This window comes from Teichococcus vastitatis (assembly GCF_003604215.1).
GTDB classification, from domain to species: Bacteria; Pseudomonadota; Alphaproteobacteria; order Acetobacterales; family Acetobacteraceae; genus Pseudoroseomonas; species Pseudoroseomonas vastitatis.
The window spans coordinates 1-18633 of record NZ_QXGS01000047.1 but is presented as its reverse complement, the minus strand read 5'-3'; the positions used below and the strand labels follow the sequence as shown (position 1 = coordinate 18633).

At 64.3% G+C, this 18633-nt stretch carries 16 protein-coding genes and 1 pseudogene; 13 read left to right on the top strand and 4 right to left on the bottom strand.

Translation table 11 applies throughout. From position 1 onward, the window contains the following. Positions 1-396: 396 nt before the first annotated feature. Both D2K64_RS21045 and D2K64_RS21040 read right to left on the bottom strand, forming a co-directional pair. On the bottom strand, positions 397-1284 hold the full coding sequence (locus D2K64_RS21045) for an NAD(P)/FAD-dependent oxidoreductase (RefSeq protein WP_120010337.1): 888 nt from the start codon (positions 1282-1284) through the stop codon (positions 397-399). Next, positions 1274-1735, bottom strand: coding sequence for an RrF2 family transcriptional regulator (locus D2K64_RS21040; protein ID WP_120010336.1), 462 nt, complete (start codon positions 1733-1735; stop codon positions 1274-1276). The genes D2K64_RS21045 and D2K64_RS21040 overlap by 11 nt, the downstream gene beginning before the upstream one ends. A 365-nt stretch (positions 1736-2100) precedes the next feature. On the opposite strand from D2K64_RS21040, the gene D2K64_RS21035 reads away from it, so the two are divergent. The 6 genes from D2K64_RS21035 (at position 2101) to D2K64_RS21005 (ending at position 7634) form a co-directional block, all read left to right on the top strand. Continuing rightward, complete coding sequence (locus tag D2K64_RS21035; protein ID WP_238384349.1) at positions 2101-2823, top strand: DUF2270 domain-containing protein; 723 nt, start codon at positions 2101-2103, stop codon at positions 2821-2823. Positions 2824-3471: 648 nt separating this feature from the next. Further along, positions 3472-3714: a hypothetical protein gene (locus D2K64_RS21030; protein ID WP_120010334.1), complete on the top strand. Its 243-nt coding sequence runs from the start codon at positions 3472-3474 to the stop codon at positions 3712-3714. A gap of 687 nt (positions 3715-4401) precedes the next feature. Next, positions 4402-5151: a Crp/Fnr family transcriptional regulator gene (locus tag D2K64_RS21025; protein ID WP_202910778.1), complete on the top strand. Its 750-nt coding sequence runs from the start codon at positions 4402-4404 to the stop codon at positions 5149-5151. A gap of 148 nt (positions 5152-5299) precedes the next feature. Continuing rightward, complete coding sequence (locus D2K64_RS21020; protein ID WP_120010333.1) at positions 5300-6040, top strand: Crp/Fnr family transcriptional regulator; 741 nt, start codon at positions 5300-5302, stop codon at positions 6038-6040. Positions 6041-6083: 43 nt separating this feature from the next. Then, complete coding sequence (locus D2K64_RS21015; protein WP_157986001.1) at positions 6084-6434, top strand: AraC family ligand binding domain-containing protein; 351 nt, start codon at positions 6084-6086, stop codon at positions 6432-6434. Between the two features lie 639 nt (positions 6435-7073). After that, positions 7074-7634: a transposase gene (locus tag D2K64_RS21005; RefSeq protein WP_238384348.1), complete on the top strand. Its 561-nt coding sequence runs from the start codon at positions 7074-7076 to the stop codon at positions 7632-7634. A gap of 235 nt (positions 7635-7869) precedes the next feature. Here the strand turns inward: D2K64_RS21005 and D2K64_RS21000 are convergent, their stop codons facing one another. Beyond that, positions 7870-9255, bottom strand: coding sequence for an L-serine ammonia-lyase (locus tag D2K64_RS21000; protein WP_120010330.1), 1386 nt, complete (start codon positions 9253-9255; stop codon positions 7870-7872). 464 nt (positions 9256-9719) lie between these two features. Here D2K64_RS21000 and D2K64_RS20995 point away from each other — a divergent pair, with 464 nt between their 5' ends. The 5 genes from D2K64_RS20995 (at position 9720) to D2K64_RS20975 (ending at position 15053) form a co-directional block, all read left to right on the top strand. After that, positions 9720-11114, top strand: a complete 1395-nt coding sequence (locus tag D2K64_RS20995; protein WP_162306228.1) for a sensor histidine kinase — start codon at positions 9720-9722, stop codon at positions 11112-11114. Next, positions 11111-12421 (top strand): sigma-54-dependent transcriptional regulator, encoded by a 1311-nt coding sequence (locus D2K64_RS20990; protein ID WP_120010328.1) that lies wholly within the window; start codon positions 11111-11113, stop codon positions 12419-12421. Before D2K64_RS20995 ends, D2K64_RS20990 begins: the two co-directional genes overlap by 4 nt. 70 nt (positions 12422-12491) lie before the next feature. Then, positions 12492-12902: a tripartite tricarboxylate transporter TctB family protein gene (locus tag D2K64_RS20985; protein WP_274379320.1), complete on the top strand. Its 411-nt coding sequence runs from the start codon at positions 12492-12494 to the stop codon at positions 12900-12902. After that, on the top strand, positions 12903-14420 hold the full coding sequence (locus D2K64_RS20980; RefSeq protein ID WP_120010326.1) for a tripartite tricarboxylate transporter permease: 1518 nt from the start codon (positions 12903-12905) through the stop codon (positions 14418-14420). Positions 14421-14432: 12 nt separating this feature from the next. Beyond that, complete coding sequence (locus tag D2K64_RS20975; protein WP_120010325.1) at positions 14433-15053, top strand: DedA family protein; 621 nt, start codon at positions 14433-14435, stop codon at positions 15051-15053. Positions 15054-15370: 317 nt separating this feature from the next. Here the strand turns inward: D2K64_RS20975 and D2K64_RS20970 are convergent, their stop codons facing one another. Then, positions 15371-17737, bottom strand: a complete 2367-nt coding sequence (locus D2K64_RS20970) for a xanthine dehydrogenase family protein molybdopterin-binding subunit (protein WP_120010324.1) — start codon at positions 17735-17737, stop codon at positions 15371-15373. 335 nt (positions 17738-18072) lie between these two features. Between D2K64_RS20970 and D2K64_RS20965 the strand changes: the two are divergent. Then, positions 18073-18227: pseudogene (locus D2K64_RS20965) on the top strand (transposase); the annotation flags it as partial. A gap of 115 nt (positions 18228-18342) precedes the next feature. Further along, positions 18343-18633, top strand: a 291-nt coding sequence (locus D2K64_RS20960) for a transposase (protein WP_202910777.1), incomplete at its 3' end; no start/stop codon positions are given.

Sequence of the window (18633 nt, the reverse complement as noted above, 5' to 3'; positions counted from 1 at the left end):
TCACCCCAGACCGCCTCCAATCCCTCACCAACTCTCCCTGGATCAGAAAGGTCACTTCATAAGCTCGGCGGTATTACACATCCTGCTGACGTTGCATGGCTTCCTTGTTCCCGGGCAACAGCCGGACCAGTCCGCGAGGACTATTTGATGCCGCGGTAGATGTTGCACATCCAGGGAGCCGGACAGGCAGGCTTCCTGCCGTTCCGCCGCAGGAACGTCGTGGGCCGGCTACGCAAACAGGAGCTTTCTCATCAACGATCGCTGAACCCTAATCCGCGGATCGATGGCCAGTGGCAGGCAATGACGGCAAGCGGAATAGCCGCGTCCGAGCGGAGGAATTGGCCTCAACAGGCATGACCGGCGGCTGGTGAACAAGTGCCTTGTTCGCCCAACAGGCTATCCAAAGACCAGGGACTGGTGCACGGCCGTCCCGGCCATGGCTCCATCTCCCACCGCGAGGGATACGGAACCTGCAGCACGCGACGCGTCTCCACAGGCAAAGACACCCGGAACGCTCGTCTGCTTCCTGGCGTCGGTGCGGATGAATGCTCCCATGGGCCCTTGCTCAAGGGCGCACCCCAACCCATCCGCCACCTCGCTCGCCAACCGGGTCCGGGGGACCAGGAAAAGGCCCATCAACGGAATGCTGCGGCCGTCCTCCAACTCCATCCTCGCCCGTCTCCCGACGACGGCAAGCACAGGCGTCTCCTCGATGCTGACCCCCCGCGCCGCCAGGGCCGTTCGCTGCTCCGCGTTCGGATGATGGATGCCGTTTGTGAAGAGCGTGGTGCGGCCCCACTCCGGGATCAGCATTGCCTGGTGAAACCAGAACTCGCCAGTCGCCAGCACGCCCAGATGACCTTGGGCCAGCTCATACCCGTCGCAATAGGGACAAAGGAAGACGCTGGTGCCCCAACGTTCGCGCAATCCGGGCAACTCAGGCAGTTCGTCAGCAACACCGGTCGCGAGCACGAGGCGCCGCCCGCCATGCCGCTCACCAGCCTCCAATTTTACCTCGAAGCCATCCCTGGCCAAGGCGGCCGCCGTGACTGTTCCCTCGATCCAGGTCACTGTCGGGTACCGCAGCAACTGCTCACGGGCACGTTCCGCGATGGCGCCGGGTGGTGCGCCATCCTGCGTCAGAAAGCCGTGCGAATGCTCCGTGAACCGGTTCCGCCGCTGGCCTGCATCCACGATCAGGACCTGACGCCGCGCCCGCGCCAATTGCAGTGCCGCGGCCATGCCGCTGTAGCTACCGCCGATGATGATGGCGTCATGCAGCATGGGTGGTATCTCCGGACTGGCTGCCCCGGGTCGAAAGGCGACGATGGAAATCGGCCGAAAGTGCGGCCAGCGTGACGTTGCCGAGCCGTTGCACAAGCAAGGCTTCCGCCTCCTGCAGCGCCTTGCTCAAGGCACTGTTGACAGCCTGCTCGACCAAGCAGGCCGGGTTCTCCGTCTTGTTGCCGATGGCAAAGATCTGCGGGGCGCCGAGCGCATCATAGATGTCGCGCAGCGTCACGGCCTGAAGGTCGCACGCCAAGCGCCAGCCGCCGCCATGACCTTTCTCAGACCGGACCAGTCCGATCTGCCTCAGCCCGGACATTGTTCGACGAACCACGGCTGCATTGGTGTTCATGCACCGCGCCAGGGCTTCGGATGTTATCGGCCCTTCCTGCTCGGCCATGTGAAGCAGGGCGTGAAGGATGGCGGACAGACGGCTGTCGCGGATCATGTATCTTCACATGATACGTAATCTGCTGCTCGTCAAGCCGCTTGGCCCGGCCGCGACGGATCTGAAGCCGGCTCGCGTGGAGACGGGACCATCATGCGTGCCGTTCCCCCAGTGCCTGGGGCATCCGACGTGTCAGGATTCTGCTGCCAACGTGATTCAGGAGGGCTGCTCTGAAGCCCGGAAGCCTTCCCTTCGGGGCGGACCGGTTCCGGGAACGCGGTCAGGGTGTTCCGGCCTCCTGCGGCCTTTGGGAAATCGGAGCCAATGCGCCCGCAGGGCCATATAGTTCGTCACCTGGACGCAGCAATCTCTGTTAATCCACAGAAAACTGGTTATTTTTCAGTATATTGAGTTGGAGGCTGCCATTGGACAACGTTCGAAACAAGCAGTCGAGCGACGGCCCCAGGCATCCCACTCGTCTGCCACTTCCCTGCACGACGGGAGAAGCGATCACTGTCCTGGCCCATTTCCACCGGGCCGAGATCGCGCGAATGACAGGTTGGCGAGACCGGATCGACCTGACGAGCAACTGGGCCATCACGGTGGTCGCGGGAATGCTTTCCGTTTCGCTTTCGACGCCCTCCGCGCATCACGGCGTGCTGCTCTTCGCCATGGTGCTGGTGATGCTTCTGCTGTCGATCGAGGCGCGACGCTATCGCTTCTTCGACGTCTACAGGGCACGGGTGCGGATGCTCGAACGGAACTATTATGCCCAGATCTTCGCACCCCATCCGGGTCAGACCGAGGATTGGATGGAGCGCCTCGGCGAGGACCTGCGCGCGCCGCAATTCCTGATCTCACGAAGGATCGCGATGTCGCGCAGACTGCGCCGGAACTACTTCTGGATGTTCCTGGTGCTGCTGGCTGCTTGGATCCTCAAAGTTTCGTCCGCATGGCTGCTACAGGACGCGGATCCAGTGGATCCCGCAAAGCCTGTGCGAGGCGTGGTGCAGAACCTAGCGCTCGGTCCTGTCCCGGGTTGGGTCGTGCTCCTTGTGGTCGGCACATTCTACTGCTGGCTCACCTACGCCACCTTCCGTCCGCGCAAGAAGTCCGGCGAGTTGGCTCATGGCGACGTTCACGTGTGAACCGGTCCCCTGGCCAAGGTAGCTTGCTGCAGTAGCCGTGCGGAACAGCGCGGCTTCCAACGCGACAGCTTGGCTGATTGCGGTCAAACCGGGATTTTCAGAAGCACGGCCTTTTGCACGCTACCCCCCAGCGGCGGCGCCTCGAACTCCTTGACTACTTTGGAGATTGGCTGCTCGACCAGCCCTGTTGGATCAGTCCTGCTCCGCCTGGACTTGCTTTGGTTTGGTGGGGAGGCGTTGGATCGATTGGCGCCCATTCTCGTCGAATTGGAAGGGCTTGCCGATGACCCAGTCTCCTGACGGCGGAGGCGTGGCAGCGTAGCCCGGATCCGCTCGCGGATCGCTTCGGCTATCTGGCGCCCGTTCATCGGATTCGGGAATAGGAGCCTTCAGGAAGCCTGGGGCGGTTCAGCTTCCTGTTGGTCCAGGAGTGTCCATAGTGTCCTCCTCCCCGGCTTCCTCTGGGCCATACAGTGACGCTGGCAGTCATAGAGCAACGATGAGGGCTCTGACGGGCGGCCGGGACGCCGGGACGCCGGGACGCCGGGACGCCGGGACGCCGGGACGCCGGGTACAGTGGGTGGCATAGCGAGAATAACCATTACACTTTTTGGTGACATCAAATCAGCGGTATGCCACCGTAACGGCATGAGCAGCTTCTTCAAAGTTCAGCATCTGACCGGACGCGTGGTCATCACGCATGATATGCCGCACGCGACCGTCATCTCAGAACTCAGCATTGAGCAGGCGGACGTGCTTTTGCAGCAACTGCAGATTGCCGTACGGCATGTCCTGCAAGGCCTCCGCCAAGACGGAATTCGTGGCGATCTCCCTCCGTCGGGAAGCGTAACCTTGCCACAGTCCTTCTTTTCCAGCCGCCTGTCCTCCTGAAGGAGCACACACAGCCATCAGGTAGGTGCCGCGCATCGTTCAATGGGATGAATCTGACGACCGCCCAGGGGCGGCATCCAAGTAGATTGATCGGCATGTGCTCGTTCAAGCCGTCCCGGTGAGGTCGGTGCTGGAGCAGTGAGGGCCATTATAAGCATCCGTGCCGGCGCCTTCTTCATGAGCATAACCGGAGGGCTTCTACGGGTTCTCCGACGGGTAGGCTGAATTGCAATGGTGGGCCGGCTATCGATCATGCGCTTCGCAAGTCTCACTCTGCACTAGGCTGATGGGTGGTTATCGATGGGGCCCAATATGACAGCCGGCGTTTCGCAAGCCTGCTCGAACCCGAGAATACCGCCGCCATGTCTGGGCGGACATCACCGACCGCACCAAGGGCGATCTGGAGGTGGTGATCAAGGCTCCCGTCAGCGCCGCGCTGCGCGAGAACGACGTCAGGTCATTTGTGAAGCCGAAGCTGCATAGTCCTGGATCATGGGCTCGCCGCACCTCGTCTGCCCGTGAGACAGCTTCCATCAGGTTCCTGAGCAGGTCTGGGCAAGTCTAACCGGGCAGTGTACGCGCCCCTGCGCGCAGAATATCCAGTCGTTCCTGATCCATGATAAGGCAGCACCGAGCTTCCTTTGGCAGGCTTGAGCTTCATTCGACACCAAGTCGCAGGAGCTTCCGATGCTCTGTCTTAGCCCGCGCGTCACGCCACCGCCCGGAAACCACCTGCTCAATGCCTTGCCGCCGGAGGATCTGGCCAGCTTTCGGCCACGGTTGGAGCGGGTTGATCTGTCTTTTCGCCAGACGCTGCAGATGGCGGAGGAACCGATCACCAGCATCCACTTCCCCGAGAATGGCTACCTGTCCCGGCTGGCGATCATGGATAACGGCGATGCCGCCGAGATCGGCCTCATCGGTGCTGAAGGCATGACCGGAATAGCGGTACTGCTCGGCGACGACCGCGACAGCTTCGAGATAATAGTTCAGGTGCCCGGCCCCGCGCTCTCCATCGGACTGCCAGCCTTCCGTACGGCTTTGGAGCAGATCCCTTCCCTGCGGAGGCTCCTGCTCCGCTATGCGCTAGCGCATTTCGAGCAGGTGGCGCGGACAGGGGCCTGCAACGGGCGCCACCCCATTGATCAGCGCCTGGCGCGCTGGCTGCTGATGGCGCATGACCGGGCCGGTGGGGATGCCTTCCCGATGACCCACGAATTCCTGTCCATGATGCTCGGCGTCCGCCGCGCCGGCGTCACCGTCGCGGCGGGTTTGCTCCAGAAGGCGGGCCACATCCGTTATGAGCGCGGCCGGATCGAGATCACCAACCGGACTGGCCTGGAGGCCTGCGCCTGTGAATGCTACGGTGCGGCCCGCCGCGCCCAGGACCGCCTGCTCCATTCACTTCCGCCAGCAAAGCTGGCTCACTGCCACTGAATTCATCGGGCGGGTGAGGGCGAATACCTCTGGACCATTTGACAACTCGTATTCATCCGGGCGCACCTATCGTCGCCTCCTGCGTTACCTCGGTGGCGGAGCATGATGGCCAAGGGAGACAGGCTTGGACAACCCATTGATCAAGAGGATGGAGCAGTTCACGGCCTTCTCCGACGCGGACCGGCACCTGCTCAACGAACTCCTCGCCCAGAACCAGAAGCACCACGGGGCGCGTGAGGACATCATCCGCGAGGGCGAGCATTCCGATGACATCCACATCGTCCTCTCCGGCCTCGCCTGCCGTTACAAGATCCTGGAGAATGGCACGCGGCAGATCATGGCCTTTCTGATCCCGGGCGATCCCTGTGATGCCGAGATCTTCATCCTGAAAGAGATGGACCACAGCATCGGCACCGTGACGCCGAGCCTGATCAGCTCGGTTCCGGGACACACGATGAAGGACCTGCTGCTCAACCGCCCCGGCATTGCGTTGGCCTTCTGGTGGAGCACGCTGCAGGACGAAGGAATTCTGCGCGAGCGCATCATCGACGAGGGCCGCCGCGACGCTCGCTCCCGCATCGCCTTCCTCATCTATGAGATGCTGCTGCGGATGCGCGCGGTCGGTGTCATCGACGATCTGCGCTTCGAATTCCCGGTTACCCAGGTGGACTTGGCGGATGCGACCGGCCTGACGCCGGTGCATGTCAACCGCATGCTGCAGCAACTGCGGGAGGAGAAGCTGATCGCCATCGAGGGCCGGTACTGGACGGTGCTTGATCCTGCCGGTCTTCGAAAGGTGGCGCGGTTCGAAGCCAATTACCTGCATCTCGATCGCGCGAAGGACCAGCCCGACAGCGAGGCCCGCGATCGGCTCAAAGGCCTGATCTGACAGCCTCTTTTGCATCGACGTGATGCCGCTTCAGGAGTGTCCCATGTCGTCCGCCGCCAAACTTAGCCCCATCAACCTGACCGAAATGGCGGACCGCACTCCCTGTCCGGATGTCGAGCAGGCCCTGCGCCTTTCCGCCCATTGCGCCGGAGCAGTGCTAGAGATCGGCGGGCCCGACCATGCCGAGCATGGCCATCGCAACGACGGCCATGCCCATACGGTCTACGTGATCATATCCGGATACGGGCTGCTGCACTGCGCGGAGGGAGTGATGGAGTGCACCGGAGGCGATGTTGTGTTCATGCCCCGCGGCTGCCCGCATCATTTCGAGCGGCTGGACAGCCCGATCCGGATCTGGCGCATCTCACTGACCCCCGTGATGTCGCCAGGGTGACCAAGCAAGCTTTTCTGAAGGTCTGCATTCCGCGCCACTAGCGCTTCCTGATGAGGTTTTCACCCTATAGTCGGGACTCATCACCAGTAGCCGACGATGGCAGCGAGTTGGACGCGGCGGCGTGTTGATGGCCAACATGGACGTAACGGGTGATGAAGAAACGCGTCCATCTGCGGCAAGACATGTGCAGGTTGGCACCGTGGCCCCGGCGCAGGACAGGTTGAGCAGCACTTTCAGAGCCCGTCCGCTCCGGCAGGCTGTCCTGGCATCGGCACCGGCCAGCAACTGGTCCAGGATCGCGTCCGGGATCCGCGGCTGTTTCCGTCGGGCCATAGAGGGTCTCCTTCTTCCCTACTATGCCCCGCCCCACACGAAATCCCTGACAGTCCCGACTACAGGCAAGCGCAGCTCTTCGCCCTTCTCGTGCTGAGGCCGTTCCTCCGGACTGACTACCGGGGCATCGTGGCTCTCGTCCCGCAATGGGCAGAGCTGCGGCGCGCCCTTGTCCTGGCGAAGGTGCCGCACTACTCGACCCTTGCCCATGCATCACGCCGCATCCTCGCGAACGCCGAGGCGGGGGGGCCTTCCGCAGCGCTCAAGCCGTGGCGGTCAGGCGCGCTCGCAGGCGCGGCCTGATCGATGCTGCACCTGTCGCGGCAGCGGACGCCACTGGCCGCGAGACGCGCCACGTCAGTGCCTCATTCGGGCTCCGGCGTTAGGTGCAAGGGCCACCGGCAACGTGCCTGGCCGAAGCTAATCGCCGTCCTCCACACCCACTCGCACCTTATCCTCGGGGCGGTGCCCGGGGTCGGCCCAAGCCAGGACTCCGCCGACTTCACCCCGGCCATGCGGCAGGCCGCAGATCTCGTTCGGATCGACACGGCTCTCGGGGACGCAGGCTACGATGCCAAGCACAACCACCGCCTCTGCCGCGAAGATCTCAGCGTCAGGCAGACGGTCATCCGCGTCAACCGTCGCAAGACCGGCCGCCGCTGGTCCAGGACGCCCTATCATCGTGCGATGCGCCCTCATTTGTCGAAAGCCACGTACAACCAGCGCTGGCACGCTGAGGGCGGGCTCAGCCAGCATAAACGCCGCCCCGGCTCAGCCCTCACCGCAGGCGGTGATCAGGCGCAGGCCCGCGAATTCGCCCTCCGCGTCCTCACCCATAACCTCATGCTTCTCGCCGACACGGCGTGAGCCTTTCAACAGAGCAAGCGGAACTCATAGTCCGGAGTCCTGATGTCCTCGAGCCGGCCGGACGGCACGCCGCTGATGGGCGGGATGGGCGGCATCCCGTCATGTTTCTGTGACCGTCCGAGAGCCAGCACCGAGTTCCGTGCGGGATGGAGGCGATCCGAAGTGGGATATCCAATCCTTGCATTCTAGATCCATGACTTGATGAGAAACAGCATATATCGGATGGGCTCGTTTCTCAGCATTCCACAACATTGACGGCGAGACCGCCGAGGGAGGTTTCCTTATACTTATGGGACATGTCTCGGCCGGTCTGGCGCATCGTTGCAACAGCTTGATCCAGGGAGACGAGATGCGATCCGTCGCCATGCAGCGCCAAGCGGGCTGCATTGATGGCCTTCACGGAAGCAATGGCGTTCCGCTCAATGCAGGGCACCTGCACGAGTCCGGCAACCGGATCACAGGTCAGTCCCAGGTTATGCTCGAGCCCGATCTCTGCCGCATTCTCGACCTGCGCATTCGTGCCGCCGAGCGCTGCCGCGAGCCCCGCCGCTGCCATCGAGCAGGCGGAGCCCACCTCGCCTTGACAACCCATCTCCGCGCCAGAAAGGGAGGCATTGCGCTTGATGATCGCGCCGACCGCGGCGGCGGTGAGGAGGTATGTTTCTATCCCGCTGCGCGACGCACCGGGAATGAAGCAGTCGTAGTAGTGCAGCACGGCGGGAACGATGCCCGCTGCACCGTTCGTTGGTGCTGTCACGACACGGCCGCCGGCCGCGTTCTCCTCGTTGACTGCGAGTGCCCAGAGATTGACCCAATCCATCGCGCCCAGGGGGTCAAGTTCATTCTCGGCCCGGGCTCGGAGGCGCTGTAGCAGGGATGGGGCACGACGGCGAACGCGGAGGCCGCCAGGCAGGATTCCTTCCGCGACGAGACCTCTGGCAACACAGGCTCGCATTGCAGCCCAGATCTCGGAAAGACCAGCGGACAGATCACGGCCGGGATTCGCGGCACTCTCGTTCGCGCGCACGAGCTCCGCGATGCTGAGTTGCGCCGCATTGGCTTGCCGCAGCAGATCGGCCGCATGGGCAAAGGGGTAGGGGATCGGCGCTGCCGACCTGACCGACCCGCTGAGCGGCTGTCCCTTATCATCCACCACGAAGCCGCCGCCAACGGAATAGTAGGTGCGCACAAAAGGACCACCCGGGCCTCTGCTGCTGAAGCGGAGACCGTTCGGGTGCAATGGCAGGACCTCCCGAGGATGAAAGGCGATATCCGAGGCAGGATCGAAGGCGATTTCCTGACCCGAAGGAAGGAGTATGCGGCGGCGAACATGGATGTCCGCCGCGACCGCCGCAGCATCATCGGGATCGAGGTCATGGGGGCAGGCGCCCGTGAGACCGAGAAGGACGGCCGTGTCCGTCGCATGCCCCCGCCCTGTCAAAGCCAGGGAGCCGTAGAGCTCGGCCATGACCTGCTCCACGTCGGACGGCAGGAGACTGGCGAAATGAGCCGCCGCGATCATCGGTCCGACCGTATGGGAACTGGACGGGCCGACACCGATCCGGAACAGGTCAAAAGGACCGACCCACGGAGCCTGACCCGCACCATCGTCGAACGTCATCGACCTTGAGCTCCTTAGAATGCTTCAGACTGGACAGAAATTCGCCCGGGCATCCTAGCTCCTGGTGAGCGGACGATACCACACTGCGCATTGACCATGTCGTCGAGGTCTCTGGGCAGGATTCGGTCTCGGCGCCGACGCGAAGGCGGTGCATCCGGTGGGCCTGCCGCGGCGCTTGTTCGGAAACCTGAACACCCGGCCCGGGTCATGTTCGGCAAGGCTGACACCGGCGCCGACCGTGTTCCGAATATTCTCGGCATTTTCAGTGCTTTAGTATTCATCACTGGAGTGGCCGGCAGCTTGCAAGGGAGGGCTGCATGTCGGCTTTGCCTCTTTCTTTCCTGACCAACCTGCATCGACGCCCGGGTGCGCCGAATGGTGGACGAATGCTGTCCGATGCCGGCATGTCGGATCAGCGCCGCAGCCGGTCCAGCGTGCGCGTTCCAGAGGAGCATGCGCCGCGGATGAGGTTTTTCCCGAACACCCTTCCCATCGCCTTGCGGCTGCCGGTGCTGGTCGGCGTGGCGGTCTTCCTGTCGTCGGTCGGGACCACGCATCTGGCTCTGCGGATCATGGAGAATGAGCGGGATCAGGAGGTGCAGCGCCTGGCCGGCGTATATGTCGACAGCTTAGCCGGGCTGATCCTCCCCTTGCTACGGGCCGGTGATCTGGCTGCGTTGGAAGGTGCGCTGGAGCGTGGCATGGGATTCCAGCGGGGCGTCAGCGACCTGGCGATCATCGTGGCCGATCCCGTCGGTGTGCCGCTCGCGCATGCCGGGCAGCCGACCGAGAAGCCGCCCATGGCCTACGGCCTGACCGGCTCGCGCTGGTCTCCGAACCTCGATCGCGACACTGCCTGGGTGCAACATGAGTTGCAGGAGAATGGCAAGGTTCAGGCTCTGCTGGCCGCTCAACTCGCCTTTCCGGAGCAGGCGGCGCGGCATCGGCAGCTGACACTCCGACTGACCTTGCTGGACATCATCCTGGCCGCAGCCGCGGCGTTGCTGACCATGCTGTTCTCGCGCCGGATGATGCGGCCGATCCTGGCCGTCACCCGAGCACTCGAGCATGCTGGCCAGGGCCGGTTCGCACCGCTGCCCCAACACTGGAGCAATGCCGAGGCAGAGCGCCTCGCCTCGTCCTTCAACCATATGGCGGCAAGGCTGCGGGAGCGCGAGGAACTAGCATCGCAGCTGGCGGAGCGGGAACGGGCCGCCGTGCTGGGTCGCCTCGCCGCCAGTGTGGCGCATGAAGTCCGGAACCCGTTGGCCGGGATGCTGACCGCGCTCGACACGATTCGTCGTTTCGGCGCCCAGGCTGAGCCGCGATCGCGGGCGGTCGAGCTGCTGGAGCGCGGCCTGCGGCAGATTGAAGCCGTGGTGCGCGCCACCCTGGCCAGTCACCGGCAGGAGGATGAGGGGCGTCCCCTGATCGCAGAGGATCTGGAGGATCTCAAACTGCTGGTCCTACCCGACGCGCAGCGCCGCGACGTGCAGTTGGGCTGGAGCGTGGAACTGCCGGTGCCGTTCGCCACGGATGCCCTGAGGCTGCGACAATTGCTGCTGAACCTGTTGCTCAACGCGGTTGCCGCGACGCCGCCGGGCCGGCGGGTCGCGCTGACGGTCCGGCTGGATGCCGCTGACTTGTTGGCCCAGGTGGAGGACGAGGCCGGCGGCCTGCCTCCGGAGGCGGATCGCCGCTTGTCCGGTGAGGTTCCAGCCGATGGTTCCGCCGGCCTGGGCCTGGAGATTGCGGCGCAGCTGGCCGCCGCCTTGGGGGCCGGCATCGAAGCGGGGCCGTGGCGGGGTGGCAGCCGCATCACCTTGCGCGTGCCCTCGCGCGGGGAACTTGCGGCATGAGCGCTTCGGAACGGTCTGTTGTGCTGATCGAGGATGATCCGGTGCTGGGTGAATCGCTGGTGCAGCGCCTCACCCTTGAAGGCGTGTCGACCCACTGGGCGCGAACCCTGCGCGAGGGCGAGGCGCTGCTGCGCCGGTACCGCCCGAACCTGATCGTCAGTGACATGCGCCTGCCCGATGGCAGCGGCGAGGCGCTGCTCACTCGGCTGATGCCGGAATTGGGCGGCACGCCCATCATCGTCATCACCGCCTATGGCGACGTGGCGCAGGCGGTGCGGCTGCTGCGGGCGGGTGCCGATGACTACGTCGAGAAGCCGTTTCCGGCGCAGCTGCTGCTCGACAAGCTGGCAGCGCTGGCGAGCTGGTCGCCGCCGCCCACCCCGCCGGTGGAAGGCGCCGGCTGGCGATCCCCCGCCATGCAGCGCCTGCGGCGCCAATTGCTGAAGCTGGGGCAGGTGGACAGCACCGTGCTGTTGTCCGGCGAGAGCGGCGCCGGCAAGGAAGTCGCGGCGCGGGAATTGCATGAGAGTGGCCGCCGCGCAGCCCGACCCTTTATCGCCATCAACTGTGCCGCGATTCCGGCAGAATTGCTGGAAAGCCAGATCTTCGGCCATGAGCGCGGTGCCTTCACGGGCGCTCTGGAGCGCCAGACCGGGCTGGCGGAGCAGGCCGCCGATGGCACCCTGTTCCTGGACGAGGTGGCGGAGCTGGGAGCAACGGCACAGGCCAAGCTGCTCCGGCTGCTGCAGGAGCGGCGCTTCACCCGGCTCGGCGGACGCGAAACGCTGCAGCTCGGCGCCCGCATCATTGCCGCGAGCAACACTGACCTGCGCGCTCGCGTCACCGAAGGCAGCTTTCGGGAGGATCTGTTCTTCCGCCTGGCGGTGGTCGAGCTGAAGGTGCCGGCGCTGCGCGAGCGGCCGGAGGATCTGGGTGAGCTCGCGGCCCATTTCCTCAGCCACTTCGCCGCCGCCTTCGGCCAGCCGGAAGTCCAGCTCGGTGCCGAGGTTTTCGACCGGCTGCTGGCGCATGACTGGCCCGGCAATGTGCGGGAACTGCGCAACCGGATCGAGCGCGCCATCGTGCTGGCCGAAGGGCCGCGCCTGGAGTCCCATGATCTGTTTCCGGAGCAGCAGCCCGAAGGCGCGCCATGGTCGTTGGCTGAGGCACGGGAGGCTGCCGAGAGCGCGCACATCCGCCGCGCCCTGATACGCAGCGGCAATCGGCTCGGAGATGCCGCGCAGCTGCTCGCCATATCGCGCACCACGCTGTGGGAGCGGATGAAGCGCCTCGGGCTGAAGCCTTGAGGCGAGCAGCGGTCACCACGGGAGGGATCTGTTGAGAAGTACGAGAGACTACAACGACATCATCGGCGGTGTGCTGATGATCATCGGCGGCACATGGTTCAGTCTTCACGGCCTGCAATACAGCATGGGCACTCTGCGGCGCATGGGACCGGCATACTTCCCGGTATGCATCGGGATCACCGTGGCATTGTTCGGTGTGCTGCTGCTGCTGCCGGCCTTGCGCCGTCCTGGAGGCTTCCCAAAGCCGGAATGGCGTCCGATGGCGGCGATTTGCATCGCGATCCTGGCCTTCGCGATCGGCATTGATCGCCTGGGGCTGGTGCCAGCGACCGTGGTGTTGACCATCCTCGCCGCCCTGGCCGAGCGCCGCCCGCCGCTGCTGCCCACCGCGATCCTGGCCGTGGCACTGGCCGCCATCGCCGTGCTGGTTTTCACCCAAGGTCTGGGCATTCCCTTGCCCGCATTCCGCTGGAACCTCTGAATGGACATGTTCGCCAATCTGGCCCTGGGCTTCGGTGAAGCCTTCGCGCCACTCAATCTGATGTATTGCTTCATTGGGGTGTTCCTCGGCACCTTCATCGGCGTGCTGCCCGGAATCGGTGCGCTGGCGACGATCTCGATGCTGCTTCCGCTCACCTTCCATGTGCCGCCGACGGCAGCGCTGGTGATGCTGGCGGGGATCTATTACGGCGCGCAGTATGGCGGCTCAACGGCGGCCATCCTGCTGAACCTGCCCGGCACCCCCTCGGCGGCGGTGGCCTGCCTGGATGGCTATCCGATGGGCCAGAAGGGGCGGGCAGGCGTTGCCCTGTTGATGACAACTGTCGCCTCCTTTGTCGGCGGCAGCCTCGGCATCATCATCCTCACTGCCTTTTCACCCGCCTTGGCCGGTATCGCATTGTCGTTTGGGCCTGCCGACTACTTCGCCATGATGCTGCTGGGGCTCGTGGCCGCTGCAACGCTGGCGCAGGGTTCGCCGGTGAAGGGTATTGCCATGGTGCTCGTCGGGCTTGCGCTCGGCATGGTTGGCACCGATGTGCAGACCGGAGCCCAGCGCTTCACCTTCGGCATTCCGGAGCTTTCGGACGGCCTCAGCCTGGTGGCGCTGGCGATGGGACTGTTCGGCGTGTCGGAAGTGATCGCCTCGATCAACCGGATGCGCACTGGTCAGCGCTCCAAGGAAAGGATCACCTTTCGATCCATGGTGCCGCAACGTAACGATTTGCGGCAGTCCGCCTTTCCGATGCTTCGCGGCACCGGCATCGGCGCAATCTTCGGCGCGCTGCCTGGCGCCGGCGCCACCATCGCGTCATTCCTGGCCTATGCGGTGGAGAAGAAGGTTTCGCGGCATCCGGAGCGCTTCGGACAGGGCGCGATCGAAGGCGTCACGGCACCGGAATCAGCAAACAACGCCGCGGCACAGACGGCTTTCATTCCGACCCTGACGCTGGGCATTCCGGGCGACGCCGTGATGGCGTTGATGTTGGGTGCCATGATCATCCAGGGCATCCAGCCTGGTCCTCGCCTCGTCACCGAGCATCCGGAACTGTTCTGGGGACTGATCGCGAGCTTCTGGATCGGCAACGTGATGCTGGTTGTCCTGAATCTTCCGCTGATCGGCATCTGGATCAAGATGCTCGCCATTCCATACCGCATTCTGTATCCCGCCATTCTGCTGTTCATCTGCATCGGCGTGTTCAGCGTCAACAACAACGCCTTCGATATCCTGCTCGTGCTGGTCTTCGGCGTCATCGGCTACGCCATGATGTTGCTGAAGTTCGAGCCGGCGCCGCTGGTGCTGGGCTTTATCCTGGGCCCGCTGATGGAGGAACACCTGCGGCGCGCCATGCTGCTGTCGCGTGGCGACCCGATGGTGTTCCTGGAGCGGCCGATCAGTGCCGGCTTCCTTATGGTGACAACCGCCTTGCTGGTGTGGGCGGGCATGACGGCCGTGAAGCAGCAGCGCCAAGCCCGCCGCATGGCAGTTGCGGCTGGCTGACGGGTCACAAAAGTGCAGGAGCATCTGGTCGCGCCTTTCCTGAATTGGGCCGAGGCGCACAGCGCCTGGGCCCCGGCCATCGTGTTTCTGCTGGCGTTCATCGAGAGCCTCCCGGTGATCGGCCTAGCTGTGCCCGGTACGGCGCTGCTGCTCGGCATCGGAATGCTGATTGCGCTGGACCTGCTGCCGGCGCTTCCAACCGTGCTGGCCGCGATCGTGGGTGCAGCATTGGGTGACAGCTTCGGCTATGCCGTGGCCCGTCGCATGGGGCCGCGGCTGGTGCGCAGGTATCTGCCGGTGCGCTGGCGTCGAGCCTACGCCCGAGCCCTGCTGATGTTCCGGCGCTGGGGTTGGTGGGCGGTGTTCGCCAGCCGGTTCTTCGCGCCGCTGAGAGCCTTCGTGCCGGTGATCGCGGGATTATCGGCGATGACCGCTCTGCGTTTCCAGACTGCCAACGTGACCTCGGCTGTGATCTGGGCGCTGCTGCTCCTGATGCCGGCTCTGTTGGCCGAGTGGGCGGCCACTCTGCTGCCGCGAAACGTCGATGTTGCTTGGTTGGCGGCTGGAGGACTGGCCTTGCTAGCCAGCGGACTCTTCGCGGCTTGGTGGCGGCGGCGCGCCGGCCCGACGTGAGGTTCGATGTGGCGGCAAAGCCGCGGGCACGATCGGGCAGGAGGTAGCAGCCGATGTGCCGCAGAGCTCTGGCTCAGGATGGTATCGAGCACTCTGCGTGTGGAGGGGAAAAGGTGCTTCGGCGCAGGAGGTGCTCAGGCTGGCGGCACTTCGCCCGTTCGAGAGCGAAGTGTCTGTGGCGTTCACCGCACGCGAGCGGCCTTGCGGCATAGGTCTAGATCAGCATGGTGTGGTCGCCGGAGAAAGCGGGTAGGGCGCATGCGCATTTCGCCGCGCCTGGGGCACTGAACACATCGTTGTGGGGGCCAGCAGGTGCTCTAAGCGGATGGCCGCTGGTGGCGGCCATCAGAACTCTGCGCCTGGATGGCCTGCCAGATGCGCGCCGGCGTTGCCGGCATATCGATATGGTTCACCCCGACCTCCGCCAGAGCATCGACAACGGCATTCATGACGGCCGGGAGGGCACCTGCGCACCCGGCTTCGCCGCAGCCCTTGGCGCCCAGAACATTCGTTCGTGCCGGCACCGGACGGCTTTGGAAGCTGAAGGACGGCGTATCAACGGCACGGGGCAGGCCATAATCCATGAAGGAGCCGCTCAAGAGCTGGCCGTCCGGGTCATAGGCGGTCAACTCGGTGAGGGCCTGGCCAATTCCCTGGACAACTCCGCCATGCGCTTGCCCTTCGACGAGCATCGGGTTGATCAGCACTCCGAAATCATTGACCATCACGTAGCGGTCGATGGAGGTCATTCCAGTCTCGGGGTCAATCTCCACCTCGGCGATGTGGCAGCCATTGGGAAAGGCTGACTCCTCATACTGGTCTGCATGCTCGACATCGAGAGATCGTGGCAGGTCGTCCGGCAAGCCCGGAGCCATGCGGAGCCTTGCCGCCAGGTCGAGAATATCGATGCCGCGATCGGTTCCGGCAATGTGGAAGCGGCCGGCTGAGAACTCGATATCCTCCAGCGCTGCCTCAAGCAGATGTCCGGCAAGCTGGCGGCCCTTCTCGATGACAAGGGCGCTCGCCTCGGCGATGGCCGTCCCGCTTGCCATGATGGAGCGCGATCCACCGGTGCCGCCGCCGGCGATCAGTTCGTCGCTGTCGCCCTGCACGAGCTTGATCCGGTCGAAGGGAATGCCGAGCCGATCCACCAGCACCTGGGCGAAAGGCGAGGCATGCCCCTGGCCATAATCCAGTGTACCGGTGATGATGGTCACTGTGCCGTCCACCTCGAAGCGGATGCCGCCCATCTCCTTCGAAGGCGGGGCGGTGACTTCCAGGTAGTGGCCGATACCACGCCCTCGCAGCTTGCCCTGCCGGCGGCTCTCGGCACGACGGGCAGAAAAGCCGTCCCAGTCCGCAGCTACCAGCGCCTCGTCGAGGACAGCCGGGAATTCGCCGCTGTCATAGACGGTGCCGGCCGGCGTGGCGTAGGGAATCTGCGCCGGCTGGATGTGGTTGCGGCGACGCAACTCGATCGGGTCTATCCCCATCTCGCGCGCCGCGGCGCTGACCAGCCGCTCCATGTAGTAGTTGCCCTCGGGCCGGCCGGCGCCGCGATAGGCACCGACCGGCGTGGTGTTGGTGAACATGCAACGCGTGGAGACTTCCACCAGCGGTGTGCGATAGACGCCGACGACGTTCTTCACGGTGTTACTCGTGGGGGGAATAACGGTAGCATTGCTGAGATAGGCGCCAAGATTGGCGAAGCCTGTCATGCGGACGGCCAAGAAATGGCCCTCCGCATCAAGCGCCAGTTCACCGGTGAGATCGTGGTCGCGGCCATGACTGTCGGACAAGAAGCTTTCCGAGCGCTCGTCGGTCCACTTCACCGGGCGGCCGAGGGCACGGGCCGCATAGAGGATGGAGATGTACTCCGGATAAACGGAGGCCTTCATTCCAAAGGAGCCGCCAACGTTGCCGGTCAAAACACGCAGCTGCGCCGGCTCGACGCCCATAACCTTGGCGATATTGTTGCGCATGCCGAACACGCCCTGGGTTCCCAGGCGCAGGATAAAACGAAGCTCCTCTGCCTCGAAGCTGGCCAGGGCGGAGCGTGGCTCCATCGGCGCGACGACGATCCGGTTGTTGCGCAGCGGCAGCCGTGTCACATGCGCGGCGCGGGCGAAGGCGCCTGCCACTTTCTCGGCATCGCCATAGTGATAATCCAGCAGGAGATTGCCTGGCACCTCGTCATACAGTGGGGTGGCCTCGCCGGCTTCACGGGCTTCGGTCACGGCCGGCAACACTCCGACGTCAAGCACCACAGCCTCGGCGGCGTCGCGCGCCTGCTTCGCGGTTTCGGCAATAACCATGGCCACAGGCTCGCCGACATAGCGAACGCGATCAATCGTCAGCGGCATCTGGCGCGGGATGCGCACATCCGTGCCATCACGGTTCTTCTGGCCAACATTGGCCAGCATCGGGCCGATGTCAGCTGCTGCGAGATCCTGACCTGTGTAGATTGCCAGGACACCTGGCATGTCCTTCGCCTCGGTCGCATCAATTCCGCGAAGCACGGCGTGAGCGTAAGGACTGCGGACCATCACGGCATAAAGCTGGCCGGGAAGATTCAAATCGTCGCTATAGCGGCCCTCGCCACGCAGCAGCACCGGATCTTCCTTGCGAGAGACCGGTTGGCCGATGCCATACTTTACCTGGAACGTGTCGAAGGGAACGTTCATGCGCCTCGCCTCGATTCAATGTGTAGCGCCGTCAGCCAACAGGCAGGCGGCAAGGAAAGACTAGAGCTAGAAGATGGACGCCCTTTCGGCGGCTGAAAAGCCCGGCACGGCTTCAGGATGATAGTATCCGGGGCCAAGCTGGCTCGAAACTGAAAGCGCTTCTAGGTAGAGAACCCATACAATGGCAGCACCTCCGGCCGCCATGGAAGCACAGCAGGATCAAAGCGCAAGGAGCTTGTTAATAGGTCCTGAGCCTAGGCAGAGAACCCATACAGCTCTTTGGCCTCGTTCGTGTTTTTACCTCCTGATCGGGTTTGAACGGCTCTGGAGGCGTCATGGCGCGGTTGTTCTGGCTGTCGGATGAGGCTTGGGCGGCGATCGAGCCGCACCTGCCGCGCGGTCGACCGGGCAAGCCACGGGTCGATGATCGGCGGGTGATCAGCGGCATCCTGCAGTGCTGAAGACCGGCTGCCGCTGGCGCGACACGCCTGCGGCATGTTCTGGCTGTCGGATGAGGCTTGGGCGGCGATCGAGCCGCACCTGCCGCGCGGTCGACCGGGCAAGCCACGGGTCAATGATCGGCGGGTGATCAGCGGCATCCTGCAGTGCTGAAGACCGGCTGCCGCTGGCGCGACACGCCTGCGGCGTATGACCCGCCGACCACCGTCTACAACCGCTTCAACAGGTGGTCACAGCGCGGCCTGTGGCAGCGGCTGTTCGCCAGGATGGCGGCCTTGGGCGAAGTGCCGGAGGAACTCAGCCTCGACAGCTCGCACATGAAGGCCCACCGCTCGGCGGCGGGTGGAGAAGGGGGGAGTGGACGCAGGCGGTCGGCCGCTCGCGGGGCGGCCACACCTCGAAAATCCATTGCCTGGCCGATGATCGTGGCCGGCGGG

Bases quoted from the DNA above. Each gene is read 5' to 3' on its own strand.
- D2K64_RS21045 (WP_120010337.1), bottom strand. From the start codon at position 1,284: ATGCTGCATGACGCCATCATCATCGGCGGTAGCTACAGCGGCATGGCC.
- D2K64_RS21040 (WP_120010336.1), bottom strand. From the start codon at position 1,735: ATGATCCGCGACAGCCGTCTGTCCGCCATCCTTCACGCCCTGCTTCAC.
- D2K64_RS21030 (WP_120010334.1), top strand. From the start codon at position 3,472: ATGAGCAGCTTCTTCAAAGTTCAGCATCTGACCGGACGCGTGGTCATC.
- D2K64_RS21025 (WP_202910778.1), top strand. From the start codon at position 4,402: ATGCTCTGTCTTAGCCCGCGCGTCACGCCACCGCCCGGAAACCACCTG.
- D2K64_RS21020 (WP_120010333.1), top strand. From the start codon at position 5,300: ATGGAGCAGTTCACGGCCTTCTCCGACGCGGACCGGCACCTGCTCAAC.
- D2K64_RS21015 (WP_157986001.1), top strand. From the start codon at position 6,084: ATGTCGTCCGCCGCCAAACTTAGCCCCATCAACCTGACCGAAATGGCG.
- D2K64_RS21005 (WP_238384348.1), top strand. From the start codon at position 7,074: ATGCTGCACCTGTCGCGGCAGCGGACGCCACTGGCCGCGAGACGCGCC.
- D2K64_RS21000 (WP_120010330.1), bottom strand. From the start codon at position 9,255: ATGACGTTCGACGATGGTGCGGGTCAGGCTCCGTGGGTCGGTCCTTTT.
- D2K64_RS20995 (WP_162306228.1), top strand. From the start codon at position 9,720: ATGAGGTTTTTCCCGAACACCCTTCCCATCGCCTTGCGGCTGCCGGTG.
- D2K64_RS20990 (WP_120010328.1), top strand. From the start codon at position 11,111: ATGAGCGCTTCGGAACGGTCTGTTGTGCTGATCGAGGATGATCCGGTG.
- D2K64_RS20980 (WP_120010326.1), top strand. From the start codon at position 12,903: ATGGACATGTTCGCCAATCTGGCCCTGGGCTTCGGTGAAGCCTTCGCG.
- D2K64_RS20970 (WP_120010324.1), bottom strand. From the start codon at position 17,737: ATGAACGTTCCCTTCGACACGTTCCAGGTAAAGTATGGCATCGGCCAA.